Here is a 14,643-nt window from a genome sequence, read left to right as displayed (position 1 = left end):
GTGGCCGCAGGTTTGCAGTTCCGGTCCGTTTGGGCCCGGAGCGGCAGATCGGACGCCGCATTGACGCGATCGACCCGAATGCCTGTTCTGCTTGTGCCGTGGGTGGTCGGCGCAGGCCGACATCTTCGATGCGAACCCGTCGTGTGGCGGCTTCCTGGTCCGCGCGAGCGACCTGCTTCCTACAGGAATCGGCCACATGATCCTTGAATCGCCGTTGTCCCAGCATCACCACCATCAACACGAACACATTCCCGCCTCGCAGCTCGAGCCGCTGGTGCCGGCGACGGCGCGCGGTGAAGCGACGCGCCGCAAACTGCTGACCGCGGCCGAAGAAGAATTCGGTAGCAAGGGATTCCACGCCGCGTCGGTGAGTTCGATCACCACGCGTGCGAGCGTGGGTCAGGGGACGTTCTATCTCTACTTCCGTTCGAAGGACGAAGTCTTCGTCACGCTGGTGCGCGAGATCGGGCGCAATCTGCGTCGTGCGATTCGCGAAGCCGCTGCCAATGCGCCGAACCGGATGGCTGCCGAACGCATGGGCATCGATGCGTTCTTCGAATTCTCGTGCACGCATCGCGGGCTGCTGCGGATCGTGCAGGAATCACAGTTCATCGACGAATCGGTTTTTCGCGATTACTACGAGCGCCTGGCCAAGAGCTATGCGGACGATCTCGAACTCGCGGCGCGCAAGGGCGAGCTTGTTTCGGGCAATGCCGAAATTCGCGCCTGGGCCTTGATCGGTGCCGGTCATTTCATCGGCATGCGCTGGTGCCTGTGGACCGGCAAGGTGCCGCCGCCGGCCGAGGTCGACGCGATGATGGACATGGTCGCGCGCGGGATCGCGCCGCGCTGAACCAGGCCGCCGTAGCCCGGACGAAGTCCGGGATGTCGCTTCAAAAATAAGGGGCAACCCCGGACTGCGTCCGGGCTACGGCGATGCGTCGACTATCGCAGCAACTCGTAAGGGCCGCCCTTGGCGAGCGCGCGCTGGTAGGCCGGACGCGCCTGGATCTTCTTCAGGAACGCGCTCAATCGGGGCCGCGAGGCATCCAGGCCGCCGCGGCTCGCAGCGGCTTCCAGTGGAAAGCTCATCTGCACGTCGGCCGCGCTGAACTCGGAGCCGGCGAACCATTCGGACTTGCCCAACTCGGCTTCCATGTAGTCGAGGTGCAGCTTCGTCTGCGGGCCGAGGAAGCGCGTCTTCACGTTGGCGACGATCCCCTTGACCAACGGCCGCACCAGCGCCGGCGACATCGGCACGAGACGGCCGAAGATCAAGGTCATCACCATCAGCGGCATGACCGAGCCTTCGGCGTAGTGCAGCCAGTAGCGATAGCGCAGCCGATCCGGCGTGCCTGCTGCCGGCACGAGTCGGCCACCACCGTGAGTCTCGACCAGGTACTCGATGATGTTGCCGGACTCGGCCACGACGACGTTGCCGTCGGTGATCACCGGCGATTTGCCCAGCGGATGCACCGCCTTGAGTGCCGGCGGCGCGAGCATCGTCTTCTTGTCGCGCTCGTAACGCTTGACCTCGTACGCAACGCCCAGCTCCTCGAGCAGCCACAGCACGCGTTGCGAGCGTGAGTTCTCGAGGTGGTGGACGATGATCACGAGATGGGCGGCGCTCAGTTGTTGTTGCGACGGGCCATGAACGCGATGCGCTCGAACAGGTGCACGTCCTGCTCGTTCTTCAGCAGCGCACCGTAGAGCGGCGGCAGCGTCTTCTTGGTGCTGGCCTCCCGCAGGATCGTCGGGTCGATGTCCTCGGCGAGCAGCAGCTTGAGCCAGTCGAGCAGTTCGGACGTGCTCGGCTTCTTCTTCAGGCCCGGCAGTTCGCGCAGGCCGAAGAACACTTCCATCGCTTCCTTGACCAGGTTCTTCTTCAGGTCCGGGAAGTGGACGTCCACGATCTTCTGCATCGTGTCCTTGTCCGGGAAGCGGATGTAGTGGAAGAAGCAGCGGCGCAGGAACGCGTCCGGCAGCTCCTTCTCGTTGTTCGACGTGATGATGATCACCGGCCGGTTGGCGGCGGTGACGGTCTGGCGCGTCTCGTAGACGTAGAACGCCATCTGGTCGAGTTCGCGCAGCAGGTCGTTCGGGAATTCGATGTCGGCCTTGTCGATCTCGTCGATCAGCAGCAGCGGGCGCTTGCCGGATTCGAAGGCTTCCCACAGCTTGCCCTTGACGATGTAGTTCGAGATGTCCTTGACCTTCTCGTCGCCGAGCTGCGAGTCGCGCAGGCGCGATACCGCGTCGTACTCGTACAGGCCCTGCTGGGCCTTGGTCGTGGATTTGATGTGCCACTCGAAGTACGGCATGTCGAGCTGGGCGGCCACTTCCTGCGCGAGGCGCGTCTTGCCGGTGCCCGGTTCACCCTTGACCAGCAGAGGGCGGGCGAGCGTCACGGCGGCGTTGACCGCCATCTTCAGGTCGTCGGTGGCGACGTAATTATCGGTACCTTCAAAGCGCACGGCAGATCTCGGCGTCGGGGGAAGACCCGCAGTCTAAAGGACGAGTGCCGTGAAACGCTGCTGAACGGGCATGGAAAGCCGGAATACCGAACCCTTCACGGCACTCGCGCGCTGTTCTCCCTCTCCCGCGGCAGCGGGGAGAGGGAGCACGAATGGACTTCAGGCCGCGAGCAGCTCTTCCTCGCGCACAACCGGGCTGGCTTTCTTCGACACCAGCTTCGGCTTTTTCGACGACGGCTTGTCGGACGAAGGCTTGCTCGGCAGCGCATGGCGCAGGATGCGTCCCGCGACCTCGCCGAGCTGCTTGAAGAACGGCTTGCTGTTGTAGTGCTGGCCGTAGCGCTTGCAGATCTCGCGCACTTCCACCGACATCTCGGCGTAGCGACGGCCGGGCACGTCCGGAAACAGGTGGTGCTCGATCTGATGGGAAAGATTTCCGCTCATGATGTGCATGAGCTTGTTGCCTTCCAGGTTGCTCGAGCCCTTGAGCTGGCGCAGGTACCAGTGGCCGCGCGACTCGTTCTCCAGCGACTCCAGCGGGAACACCTCGGCGTCCTCGGTGAAGTGGCCGCAGAAGATGATGGCCGACGACCAGAAGTTGCGGATCAGGTTGGCGCCGACGTTGCCGGCGAACACGATCGGGAAGAACGGGCCGGCGAGTGCCGGGAACAGCAGGTAGTCCTTGGCAATCTGCTTGCGCATCTTCTTCAGGATCGGCTTGGCCTGCTCCTTCACTTCCGCGAAGGTCTTCTCGCCGCTGAGCAGCTTCTCGAGCTGCAGGCTCTGCAGCGCGAGCAGGTGCTGGAACAAGGTCATCAGCAGCAGCGCCATGATCGGGTTGGCGAGAAAGCGCGGCTCCCACTTCTGCTCCGGGAACAGGCGCAGCACGCCGTAGCCGATGTCGTGGTCCTTGCCCATCACGTTGGTGTACGTGTGGTGCTCGTAGTTGTGCGTCTGGCGCCAATGGTCGGCGGTGCAGGCGGTGTCCCACTCGTAGGTCTGGCCGTTGAGTTCGGGATCGTTCATCCAGTCGTACTGGGCGTGCATCACGTTGTGGCCCAGCTCCATGTTCTCGATGATCTTCGAGACACCCAGCGTGATGGTTCCGAGGATCCAGGCCGGCGGGAAGATGCCGGCCATCAGCAGCGCGCGGCCGGCGACTTCGGTGTAGCGCACGGTGCGCACGATGTTGCGGATGTACTTGGCGTCTTCCGCGCCCAGCTTGGCGACGGTGCGCGCGCGCAGCGCGTCGAGCTCGGCACCGAAGGCGTCGATCTCGGCAGGGGTCAGCTTGCGGTCGGGGGTGTTCATTTCAGTGGACTCCGGTTCGTTGCGGGTGACGAACGATCAAGGGTTAGAGGTCGAGCGTGAGGTCCGACTGCGCGCTGCTGACGCAGATGCGCAGGTTGGCTTCCGGTTCGGCGTTCTCGCCGCCGTTCTTCAGGTTGCGGCTCAGACCTTCGCGCTTGCCGCAGGCGCAGGTGTTGCAGATGCCCATGCGGCAGCCCGACGGCGGCTTGATGCCCTGCGCCTCGAGCGCGGCGAGCAGCGGCTCGCCCGAACGCACGGTGACGACGCGGTTGCTCTTGGCGAGCATCAGCGTGACCGTCTGGCTGGACGCGGCCGGCGTGAACGTCGGCGGCGTGAAGGCCTCAGACTGGAAGCTGCGCGCGATTGGCGCGACGAGCGTCTCGACCTGCTCGACGAAGCCGGCCGGGCCGCAGGCGTACACGCTCTGCGAGGACAGCGATGCGACGGCGCTGGCGAGCAGCTCGCTGCTCGGGCGACCGCGCAGTTCGTCGGTGCCGATGGCGGCGTCGCCGGTCAGCGCCACCAGGAAGCGGAACTTCGGCTCCTTGGCGGCCAGGGCCTTGAGCTCGGACAGGAAGCAGAGATCGGCGCGGTGACGCGCCCAGTAGATCAGCGTGGTCTCGACCGGCATGCCGCGCTGCGCCAGCTCGCGCGTCAGGCTCATCAGCGGCGTGATGCCGCTGCCGGCCGCCAGGAACAGCAGCGGAGCGGACAGCGTCTCCGGCAGGGTCATCTCGCCGAAGGCCGCGTCGAGCTCGACGACATCGCCGACCTGCAGATTCGAGAACAGATGTGCACTGACCTGGCCGCCTTCGATCTTCTGCACCGTCAGGCTCAAGCTGCCTTCGGCGTTCGGGACGCCGGTGAGGCTGTAGCTGCGCGTGACGCGACGGCCATCGATCTCGACCGTGAGGTTCACGTGCTGGCCAGCCTTGAAGCCCACGAAATGGCGGTTCGGCTGCAGTTCCAAGGTAACCGCGCGGCTGGATTCAGCACGCTTGGCCGTGACGCGGGCCAGCACGCGGTCGCGGCTGGCGGTGCTGCCGACTTCGCGCGCCCAGAAGTTGAACACCGCCGGTTCGACCAGCGGGCCGAAGGCGCGGCGGAGAAATTGGACGGGGCGGGGCGAGGACATCGGTGACTCCGTTTGGGTGAACAAGCGTTCACACGATGCCCGAGGTCCGAAATTCAGTCAACAAGTGTTCACTTATATTCCGACGAGCGGTCACCCTCGATCCTCATGTCCATGAGCGGAATGGACTTTTGTTCCGTACAAGCGTGTTTAAATGGCGCCCCTCCACCCGATCGACCTGCGCCCTCCATGGCGATCCGCGACGAAAAGAAGCAGCAGACGCGGCAATCGTTGCTGGACGCCGCCATCGCGATGGTCGCGACCGGGCGCAGCTTCGCGAGCCTGTCGCTGCGCGAGGTCACGCGCGACGCGGGGGTGGTGCCGGCCTCGTTCTATCGGCACTTCCGCGACATGGACGAGCTGGGGCTCGCGCTCGTGGACGACACCTGCCAGCAGCTGCGCAAGCTGATCCGTGCGGCGCGCACCACGCAGGCGCCGGGCGACAACATGCTGGCCGCCTCGACGAGCACGTTCCTGCACTACGTCAACGCGAACCGCTCGGCGTTCCATTTCCTGCTGCGCGAGCGCTACGGCGGATCGGCGCCGCTGCGTGAATCGATCACGCGCGAGGTGCGTGGTTTCACGATCGACCTCGCCGCGGACTTCGCCAAGTTCCCGCACTTCAGCCAGCTGCCGCGCGACGACGTGGAGATGATGGCGACGCTGCTCGTGAACACCGTGGTGTCGGCGCTCGGCGAACTGCTCGAGCTTCCGATGGATCACCCGGACACGCAGGGCGCCATCGCCAAGACGCTCACCGATCAGCTGCGCGTGATCGTGCTCGGCGGGTTGGCGTGGAAGCCGGGGACGAAACTGCCCATGGGTTGAATCGGGATATCGCGTAGCAGCGCGCGATAGCTGTTCCGCACAAGAAAAATCCTCGACGCCTCTGCGCGTCCGACGCGCGCGTCGATGCTGCGATCCAGCAATACGGAACTGCCCCACTGATGCCCGTGCGGACGCGGACGCGACAATTCCGATGCAGCGGATCTCCACTTCGCAGCGTCATGCATCGTCCGTCCACCACCTCAGGAGAGGAGATGAAACTCCAACACCGCCTGCGCCTCGTGCGCGCCGCGCGCCGCATGGGACTGGTGGCGATGGTGCTCGGGCCCGCGCCGGTGTTTGCGAGCAACGGACTCAACGTCGTGGGATTCGGGCCGGAATCGCTCGGCCTGGGCGGTGCGGACATTCCGGTTTCGCGTGATGGCAATGCCATCAACATCAACCCGGCGGGCATGACGCAGATCAAGGGGACGCGCTACGACGGCTCGCTCGTGCCGTTCTGGGCCTTCAACTACAAGCACGCGGACGAGGTGAACGACGAGGCGTCGATGGATTCGCCGCTCGGCATTCTCGCCAATCAGTCGTACGTCACGCAGGCGTATCACCCCGATCTTCGTTTCGGTGTCGGCGTCTTCGTCTCCGGCGGCACCGGCGTGGGGTACAAGGATCTCAACACCATCTACGGAACGCGTGACGAGTACTCGGCGGTGCTCGGCGTCACCAAGCTCGCGAGCGCGGTGGCGTGGCAGGCCAACGACAAGCTCAGCCTGGGGCTGGGGCTGAACCTGACGTATTCGTCGACGCGCCAGAAGCTGTTTCCCAATACCTCGTTCGATGGACCCGAGCCCACACCCGAGGCGCCCGATCCCTTGCCGGACTTCATCGGCCTGCGCATCGACGGTGCCGACGGGCTGAGCTGGAACGGCCGCGTGGGCGTGATGTACAAGCAGACGCCCAACCTGACGCTCGGCGTGAGCTACTCCACCGAGACGGATCTCAAGTTGCGCAACGGCACGGCCACGCTCAACTACGAATCGCTCGGACTCGGGCGCGTGAAGTATCAGGACGTGCACATCGACGGGTTCGCGCTCGCGCAGGAATTCGGTGCCGGCTTCGCGTGGCAGTTCACGCCGAAATGGATGCTGGCCGCCGAACTGAACTGGCTCGACTGGTCGCATGCACTGCGCGACGTGACGGTCACCGGAACGCGCCCGGACAGCGCCGAGGCGCCGGCCGAGATCTACTTCGCGCAGTCGCTCCAGCACAAGGACCAGTACATCCTCGCGCTGGGCATCGCACACAACTGGAGCGACAAGACGGTGCTGCGTGCCGGCGTGAACATCTCGGGCAACGCGGTTCCCAACGAGACGCTGACCCCGACGCTCAACCTCACCGCCGACTTCGAGGTCGCGTTCGGGTTCTCCCACAAATTCGGCGAGGGATGGGAGTTCGGTTCCTCGATGCAGATCCAGGGCCCGAAAAGCGAGACGTACCGGAATCCCGAGCAGCCTTACGGTCGGCCCGGGACCGAGCGATCGAAAGAGGAATACGGCCTGGCGGCGTGGACGCTGCAGATCAGCAAGAGCTGGTGAGTCCGGCAGGTAGCACTCGCCCGTAGCCCGGACGAAGTCCGGGATCCCCTCGCATGCGGAGCGCAACCCCGGACTTCGTCCGGGCTACGCGGGCTCAGGCGCCGAGCAGGCCCAGCAACTCCGTCGTCTTCGCCTGCATCAGCTTCTCGTCGCCGCGCGATTCCACGTTCACGCGGATCACCGGTTCGGTGTTCGACCCGCGCAGGTTGAAGCGCCAGACGCCGAAATCCGCGCTCAGGCCATCGGTGCGATCGATGGCGGGTGCCTGCGCCGCGTAATGCGCTTCGACCGCGGCGATGGTTGCGGGAATGTCGCGCACGGTGCGATTGATCTCGCCACTGCAGGGGAAGCGCGCCATGCGCTCCGACACCAGTGCGCTCAGCGGCTTTCCGGATGCGGACACCAGCGCGGCCACGAGCAGCCATGGAATGTTTCCGTTGTCGCAGTACGCGAAGTCGCGGAAGTAGTGATGCGCGCTCATCTCACCGCCGTAGACGGCGTTCTCGGCGCGCATGCGCTCCTTGATGAACGCATGGCCGGTCTTGGACAGCACGGGCACGCCGCCGGCGGCCTCGACCATCTCGACGGTGTTCCAGGTCAGGCGCGGATCGTGGACGACTTTCGCGCCGCGATTCTTCGCGAGCAGCGCCTGCGCCAGCAGGCCGACGATGTAGTAGCCCTCGATGAATTCGCCGCGCTCGTCGAACAGGAAGCAGCGGTCGAAGTCGCCATCCCAGGCGACGCCGAAATCGGCGCCGGTGTCGCGCACCGCGCGCACCGTGTCGGCGCGCATCTCCGGCAGCAGCGGATTGGGAATGCCGTGCGGGAACGTACCGTCCGGCTCGTGGTGCACGCGAATGAATTCGAACGGCAGATGCGGCGCCAGGCCATCGACGACGAGCCCCGCGCCGCCATTGCCGGCGTTGACGACGATCTTCAGCGGGGCGAGCCGGGCGATGTCGACATACGACAACAAGTGCTTCACATAGCCCGCGCGAAAATCCGTCGGCGTCATCTTCGGTGCGCCGGCGGGTGCCGTGACGTCCATCGCCAGGACGCGCTTCTCCAGTTCACGCAGCCCGGTGTCACCGGACACGGGAATCGCGCCGGCGCGCACCAGCTTCATGCCGTTGTAGTCGATCGGGTTGTGACTGGCGGTGACTTCGATGGCGCCGTCCACGCCGGGCTGCTGCGCGGCCCAGTACGACTCCTCGGTTCCCGCGAGCCCCAGGTCCAGCACCTCGACTCCGCGTGCGACCAGGCCATGGGCCAGTGCATGCAACAGCGGCTCGGACGACGTGCGCACGTCGCGACCCAGCGCCACCCGACGGGGCCCGAACTGTTCCGCGTAGGCGATGCCCAGGCGATACGCGATGTCCGGATTGAGCTGGTCGGGTACACGCCCACGCAGGTCGTAGGCCTTGAAACAGCTCATCGGATGGAATCCTCGTCGTCTTCGACTTCAGCCGCCCGTGCGGCCGTAGACATCTTCGAAGCGCACGATGTCGTCTTCGCCCAGATAGGCACCCGACTGCACTTCGATCATCTCGAGCGGCACCTTGCCCGGATTCTCCACGCGGTGCGTGGTGCCCAGCGGGATGTACGTCGACTGATCCTCGGTGAGCAGGAAGACCTTCTCGCCGCAGGTGACACGCGCGGTGCCCTTCACGACCACCCAGTGCTCGGCGCGGTGGTGATGCATCTGCAGCGAGAGCTTCTGTCCGGGCTTCACCAGGATGCGCTTGACCTGGAAGCGGTCGGCGATCGCGATGGTTTCGTAGGAGCCCCAGGGTCGCGCGACCTTGGGCAGGCTGTCGGCCTCGGGACGCTTCTCCGACTGCAGCCGCTTCACGATCTTGCCGACGTCCTGCAGGCGATCGCGCGAGGCCACGAGGATCGCATCGTCGCTTTCGACGACGACCGTGTTCTCGACGCCGAGCATCGTCACCAGACGTTTTCCCGTCTGCACGAGATTGTTGCTCGCGCCTTCGAACATCACGTTGCCGCGCGCGTGATTGCCCTGCGCATCCGCGGCGGGCAGCTTGGAGAGGAAGGTCCAGGAGCCGACGTCGTCCCACCCCGCGTCGAGCGGAACCAGCGCGATGTTCCGGCTCTTCTCCATCACCGCGTAGTCGATCGAATCGCTGCGGCAGGCCTTGAACGCGGTGGGTTCGAGGCGCACGAAATCGAGATCACGCGCGCCGGCGGCGAGCGATTCTCCGGCCTTGGCGTGCATCTCGGGTTCGAGCTTCTCGAGCTCGCCGAGCATCGTGGAGGCGCGAAACATGAACATGCCGCCGTTCCAGTAATAGCCGCCTTCGCTGAGATACCCCTGCGCGCGTTCGAGCGAGGGCTTCTCGAAGAAGCCGGACACTTCGAATGCACCGGTCACGTCGGCGAGCGGTGCGCCTACACGGACATAGCCGAATCCGGTCTCCGGGCCCTGCGGCTGGATCCCGAACGTCACCAGGCGGCCGGCCAGCGCCGCCTTCACCGCGAGGTTGGCGCTGGTGACGAAGGTCGGCGCATCCGCGATGGTCTGGTCCGCCGCCATCAGGAAGACGATCGCGTCGGGCCCGTACTTCTGGGCGACGTAGTGCGCGGCAACCGCCGCCACGGGCGCGGTATTGCGGCCTTCGGGCTCGAGCAGGATGTCCGGATGCTCGTATCCGATCTCCTGGAGCTGCTCGGCAATGATGAAGCGATGCTTCTCGTTGCCGATCACCAGCGGCGGTGTCGCGCCCGGGATCTGGCGCGCGCGTCGCACGGTGGCCTGCAGCAGGCTGTCGTGGTCGAGCAGGCGCAGGAACTGTTTCGGGTACGAGGCGCGCGACAGCGGCCACAGGCGCGTGCCGGAGCCGCCAGCCATCAGGACAGGAACGACGGTCATGAAAGAGGCTCTACGCCTATCCGTGGGAACGACGGCCAGCGTATGCAATAACGGGGGCGGGCGAAACGGCCCCCGCGTCCGGGCAGTGCAACGGGCGGGTCCGGCGGTGAGGCCGGACCCGGATTCTCAATGTCCGCCGCCGTCGAGCGACTTCACGGCCTGGATCATCGACACCATGACCTTCTGGGCGTCGCCGTACACCATGTTGGTGTTGTCCTTGAAGAACAGTTCGTTCTCCACGCCCGAGTAGCCCTTGCCCTGTCCGCGCTTGACCACGAACACCTGCTTGGCCATGTCGACGTTGAGGATCGGCATGCCGTAGATCGGCGAGGACTTGTTGGTGCGCGCCGCCGGATTCACGGTGTCGTTGGCGCCGACGACGATGGCGACATCCGCTTCCTTGAACTCGGCGTTGATGTCTTCCATGTCGTAGATGATGTCGTACGGCACGCCGGCTTCGGCAAGCAGCACGTTCATGTGGCCGGGCATGCGGCCAGCAACCGGATGGATCGCGAACTTCACGTCGACGTCCGCCGCCTGCAGCAGCTTCACGAACTCGAACAGCTTGTGCTGCGCCTGCGCCACCGCCAGGCCGTAGCCCGGCGCGATGATGACCTTGCTGGCGTAGCGCATCTGGATGCCGGCGTCGCCGGCGTCGATCGGCTTCATCGAGCCCTTGATCTCGCCCTCGGCTTCGCCGCCGGTGGCGCCGAAGTTCGAGAAGATCACGTTCGACACACTGCGGTTCATGGCCTTGGCCATCAGCAGCGTGAGCAGCGTGCCGGCCGAGCCGACCACCATGCCCGCGATCATCAGCGCCGGGTTCTGCAGCACGTAGCCTTCCATGCCGACGGCCAGGCCCGTGAAGGCGTTGTACAGCGAGATCACGACCGGCATGTCGGCGCCGCCGATGGGCATGGTCATGAACACGCCGAACACCAGCGCAGCGACGAAGAAGCCCACCACGATCATCGGCGGTGCGTGCCCGCCGGCAGCGAACACGATCCAGCCGCCGATGCCGAGCGTGATCAGCATCACCGCGCCGTTGACGGCCTGCAGGCCGGTGTAACGCCAGGTGCCCTTGATGCGCTCATCGAGCTTGGCCCAGGCGATCAGCGAACCGGACAGCGAGATCGCGCCGATCAGGCCGCCGAACACGGTGACGCCGTAGTGCAGCAGGTCACCGCTGTGGCCGCCTTCGACCGCCGGCTGCAGCAGGACCATCGCGGCGATGGCGGCGGCCGAACCGCCGCCCATGCCGTTGTAGAGCGCGACCATCTGCGGCATCGCGGTCATCGCGACCTTCTTGCCGCTCCACCAGGCCCAGGACACGCCGATGGCCAGGGCCACCGCCGCGACGATGGCGTTGGTCGTCAGGTGCGGCTTGGCCGCCTCGGCGACGCCGAAGGTGTAGAGGAAGCTCGCGAGTACGGCTACGAGCATGCCCCAGCCTGCGACGACGATGCCCGAGCGCGCCGTCACCGGGGACGACATGCGCTTGAGGCCGTAGATGAACAGGAATGCGGCGGCGATGAACGCTGCGTCGATGATGAATTGCGGGCTCATGGCGCTTATCCCTTCTTCTTGTCGGAAGGCTTGAACATTTCGAGCATGCGCTCGGTCACCACGTAGCCGCCGGCGGCGTTGCCCGCTCCGAGCAGCACGCCGAAGAAGCCGATGGCCTGTTCGAGCATCGTGGTCGCGTTGAGCGTCGCGTAGATCGCGCCGACGACGACGATGCCGTGCACGAAGTTGCTGCCCGACATCAGCGGCGTGTGCAGGATCGACGGCACGCGGCCGATGATCTCGTAGCCGGTGAAGGCCGCGAGCATGAAGATGTAGAGGGCGACGAAGCCCGTCAGGACGGTATGCGCTTCCATGTGATTCCCCTTAGCCCTCGACGGCCTTCTTGGCCATCTCGTTCTTGATTTCGCCGCCGTGCGTCAGGCAGGTCTTGGCCAGCACCTCGTCGGTCCAGTCGATGTTGATCGCCTTGTCCTTCACGAACAGTTCGATCAGGTTGTACTGGTTCTTCGAGTACAGCTCGCTGGCGTGCTCGCCGAGCAGCGACGGCACGTTCAGCGGCGCCACGATGGTGACCTGGCCGACCTGGATCGTTTCGCCCGGCTGCGTGTACTCGGTGTTGCCACCGCCTTCCGCCGCGAGGTCGATGATCACCGCGCCGGCCTTCATGCCGTCGACCTGCGCCTTGCTGATCAGCTTCGGGCTGGGACGGCCCGGGATCGCGGCCGTCGTGATGATGATGTCGGCCGCCTGGATGTGCTTGGTGACGACCGCGGCGATCTTCTCCTTCTCCTCCGCCGTCAGCTCACGTGCGTAGCCGCCGGTACCGCGGGCGTCGACGCCGGTGTCGATGAACTTCGCGCCGAGCGACTCGACCTGCTCCTTGACCTCGGGACGCACGTCGTAGCCTTCCACCTTGGCGCCGATGCGGCGCGCCGTGGCGATGGCGGACAGGCCGGCCACGCCGACGCCCATCACCAGCACGGTGCCCGGACGGATCGAGCCGGTGGCGAAGGTCGTCATCGGCATCATGCGCGCGATGCTGGTCGCGCCGGTGAGCGCGCCGTAGTAGCCGGCCAGAGCAGCCTGGCTCGACAGCGCGTCCATCGCCTGCGCGCGCGTGATGCGCGGCACCAGTTCCATCGCGAAGCAGGTGATCTTGCGATCGCGCAGCTTCGCGGTGAGTGCGGTTTCCTTGTGGGCATAGATGAAGGAAATCAGGATCGATCCTTCCTTCATCGCGTCGATCACGTCGAGCGGCGGTGGCTGCACCGCGAGCACGATGTCCGCGTCGCTCACCAGACCCTGCGGGTTGGCGGCGAAAGTGACGTTCTTGTAGGCGGCGTCGGCGAGTTTCACCGCCAGGCCCGCTCCGGACTGCAGGTACAGCTCCGCGCCGAGCTTGGCGAGCTTGTCGGCTACGGCGGGCACCAGAGCGACGCGCTTTTCGCGCGGCGCCGTTTCCTTGAGCACGGCGATCTTGACCGGCATGCAGAACTCCCTTCCCGGATGATTCGAATAGTGGGCGCCCTCGATGCACCGGGGCGCCGCTGAGGGCACAAGTCTAGCGGAAGCGCGTTGCAGAAAGCCCTAGTTCGTAGGCCGCCGGGGCTCCGTTTCGCGGGCCTGGCCGGTCGTCGTCGCCGCTCCGGTCGCTCCGACCGCCAGCACCTGGGCGTAGGTCTCCAGCTCGGCGGCTTTCGGATGGCCGTCGAGGCTGCCCAGGCTCGCCAGCAGGCGGCGGGCGGCCGCCTCGTCGCGGTCGAGTTCCATGAGCTTGCGGACGTGGATGCCGTCCAGCAGCTTCAGCGCCTGGTCGCCGTCGAACGAGGCCTGGGCCGACTCGAGCAGGCGGCCCAGCAGGCGCGTCTGCCGCGTCTCGAAGGCCCGTTCGGCCAGCGGCGGCAGGTGCAGCGGGGACTCGCAGCGGAAGCTCGCGTCGAGATCCAGTGCGTTCTCGAAGATCTCCAGCGCGCGATCCACCTGCTTGCGGTCGAGCAGGAACGGGATCATCCGCGCTGCCTGCGTCAGCGCCAGGCCTCGCGCGGGCAGGGCCTTGAGCCGCTCGTACAAGTCCTCGTGGAAGCGCCGGGCGTCGGCGGGGCCGGGTGCCGTTTCGTGCATCAGCTTGGCGGCGGCCTCGTTGTCGCGCCGGGTGCGCAGCGTCGTGATCTGTGCGAGCAGGGCTTCGAGGCGCTGGCTCTGCGCCTCGTCCAGCTCGCGCTCGCGGGAAGGCCGGACCACGTGCACCCCCAGGCCCAGGCGCTCGTGACGGTGATAGGCGACGAAGCCGAGCAGATGGCAGGCGGCGAACAGCAGATACAGCCAGGCAGCGACGACCAGCAGGCTGGAGACGTGCGCCGAGAGCCAGTCGCCGAGCAGTGCCGCGCCGATCAGCAGCGCGCAGGTCCCCACGTACGCCACGCCGGTGACGCCGATGATGTGGAGCAGTCGCAGCGGGTGGCTGGCGGCCACCAGGCTTCGCGTCGTGGCCAGCGCGATCCAGTGGGCGGGCAACAAGGCTGCGAGCAGCATGACGGTGACGCCCGGCGCCTTCAGGTGCAGAACCAGCAGCAGGGCCGGCGCAACCAGGGCTGACCAGGTCATCGCATCGGCCAGCATCAGCGCGTCGCCGGTCAGGCGCGGCGGCGCAGCGTGACCGTAGCTGGTGTTCTCGATGACGCGTACCGCGTAGTGCGCGGCCCACAGCACGCCCACGATTAGCGGCACCAGCGCGACGATCGAGCGACTGCCGATGCCGAGCAGCAGCGTCACCAGCAGGATCACCGGCGGGCAGTGACCGCGCAGCGGGTACAGCAGGATTTGCGGCAGGTAGGCCGCCAGGTTCGAGGCCGACATGCGCTGATCGGCCGCCTCGTCGTGGATCCCGAATCCGTTCACGGTATCCCTGTGGTGGCGCCGCAGGCCTGGAGC

At 66.0% G+C, this 14,643-nt stretch carries 13 protein-coding genes; 3 read left to right on the top strand and 10 right to left on the bottom strand.

All coding sequences use genetic code 11. The annotated features are described in order from the left end of the window. The first annotated feature begins 196 nt into the window (after window positions 1-196). On the top strand, window positions 197-853 hold the full coding sequence (locus DFR24_RS11990) for a TetR/AcrR family transcriptional regulator (protein ID WP_133881660.1): 657 nt from the start codon (window positions 197-199) through the stop codon (window positions 851-853). A 92-nt stretch (window positions 854-945) separates the two neighbouring features. Here DFR24_RS11990 and DFR24_RS11985 read toward each other — a convergent pair whose 3' ends face one another. The 4 genes from DFR24_RS11985 to DFR24_RS11970 all read right to left on the bottom strand — a co-directional run bounded on the left by DFR24_RS11985 (window position 946) and on the right by DFR24_RS11970 (window position 4,920). Further along, a complete protein-coding gene (locus tag DFR24_RS11985) occupies window positions 946-1,614 on the bottom strand; it encodes a glutathione S-transferase family protein (RefSeq protein ID WP_133881659.1) in 669 nt (222 codons plus the stop codon). Between the two features lie 14 nt (window positions 1,615-1,628). Continuing rightward, window positions 1,629-2,474, bottom strand: a complete 846-nt coding sequence (locus DFR24_RS11980) for an AAA family ATPase (protein ID WP_133881658.1) — start codon at window positions 2,472-2,474, stop codon at window positions 1,629-1,631. Between the two features lie 159 nt (window positions 2,475-2,633). Beyond that, entirely contained in the window at window positions 2,634-3,785 is a 1,152-nt protein-coding gene (locus DFR24_RS11975; protein WP_133881657.1) for a fatty acid desaturase family protein, read from the bottom strand. Between the two features lie 43 nt (window positions 3,786-3,828). After that, window positions 3,829-4,920, bottom strand: coding sequence for a ferredoxin reductase (locus DFR24_RS11970; protein ID WP_133881656.1), 1,092 nt, complete (start codon window positions 4,918-4,920; stop codon window positions 3,829-3,831). Between the two features lie 186 nt (window positions 4,921-5,106). Between DFR24_RS11970 and fabR the strand changes: the two genes are divergently transcribed. Continuing rightward, window positions 5,107-5,745, top strand: a complete 639-nt coding sequence (gene fabR / locus DFR24_RS11965; protein WP_162851179.1) for an HTH-type transcriptional repressor FabR — start codon at window positions 5,107-5,109, stop codon at window positions 5,743-5,745. 212 nt (window positions 5,746-5,957) lie between these two features. After that, window positions 5,958-7,295 (top strand): OmpP1/FadL family transporter, encoded by a 1,338-nt coding sequence (locus DFR24_RS11960; RefSeq protein WP_162851178.1) that lies wholly within the window; start codon window positions 5,958-5,960, stop codon window positions 7,293-7,295. Between the two features lie 94 nt (window positions 7,296-7,389). Here DFR24_RS11960 and DFR24_RS11955 read toward each other — a convergent pair whose 3' ends face one another. The 6 genes from DFR24_RS11955 to DFR24_RS11930 form a co-directional block, all read right to left on the bottom strand. Further along, on the bottom strand, window positions 7,390-8,730 hold the full coding sequence (locus DFR24_RS11955; RefSeq protein ID WP_133881653.1) for a phosphohexomutase domain-containing protein: 1,341 nt from the start codon (window positions 8,728-8,730) through the stop codon (window positions 7,390-7,392). Window positions 8,731-8,757: 27 nt separating this feature from the next. After that, window positions 8,758-10,185 (bottom strand): mannose-1-phosphate guanylyltransferase/mannose-6-phosphate isomerase, encoded by a 1,428-nt coding sequence (locus tag DFR24_RS11950; RefSeq protein ID WP_133881652.1) that lies wholly within the window; start codon window positions 10,183-10,185, stop codon window positions 8,758-8,760. Window positions 10,186-10,311: 126 nt separating this feature from the next. Continuing rightward, window positions 10,312-11,751, bottom strand: a complete 1,440-nt coding sequence (locus tag DFR24_RS11945) for an NAD(P)(+) transhydrogenase (Re/Si-specific) subunit beta (RefSeq protein WP_168710417.1) — start codon at window positions 11,749-11,751, stop codon at window positions 10,312-10,314. A 5-nt stretch (window positions 11,752-11,756) separates the two neighbouring features. After that, window positions 11,757-12,065: an NAD(P) transhydrogenase subunit alpha gene (locus tag DFR24_RS11940; RefSeq protein ID WP_133881650.1), complete on the bottom strand. Its 309-nt coding sequence runs from the start codon at window positions 12,063-12,065 to the stop codon at window positions 11,757-11,759. 10 nt (window positions 12,066-12,075) lie between these two features. After that, the gene (locus DFR24_RS11935) at window positions 12,076-13,200 is read right to left on the bottom strand and encodes an NAD(P) transhydrogenase subunit alpha (RefSeq protein WP_133881649.1); all 1,125 of its coding nucleotides are present in this window, start codon (window positions 13,198-13,200) and stop codon (window positions 12,076-12,078) included. 99 nt (window positions 13,201-13,299) lie between these two features. After that, complete coding sequence (locus tag DFR24_RS11930) at window positions 13,300-14,610, bottom strand: hypothetical protein (RefSeq protein ID WP_133881648.1); 1,311 nt, start codon at window positions 14,608-14,610, stop codon at window positions 13,300-13,302. Window positions 14,611-14,643: the final 33 nt, after the last annotated feature.

The organism is Panacagrimonas perspica, from assembly GCF_004364935.1.
Classification (GTDB): Bacteria; Pseudomonadota; Gammaproteobacteria; order Nevskiales; family Nevskiaceae; genus Panacagrimonas; species Panacagrimonas perspica.
This window is presented reverse-complemented; position numbering and strand designations above follow the sequence as displayed.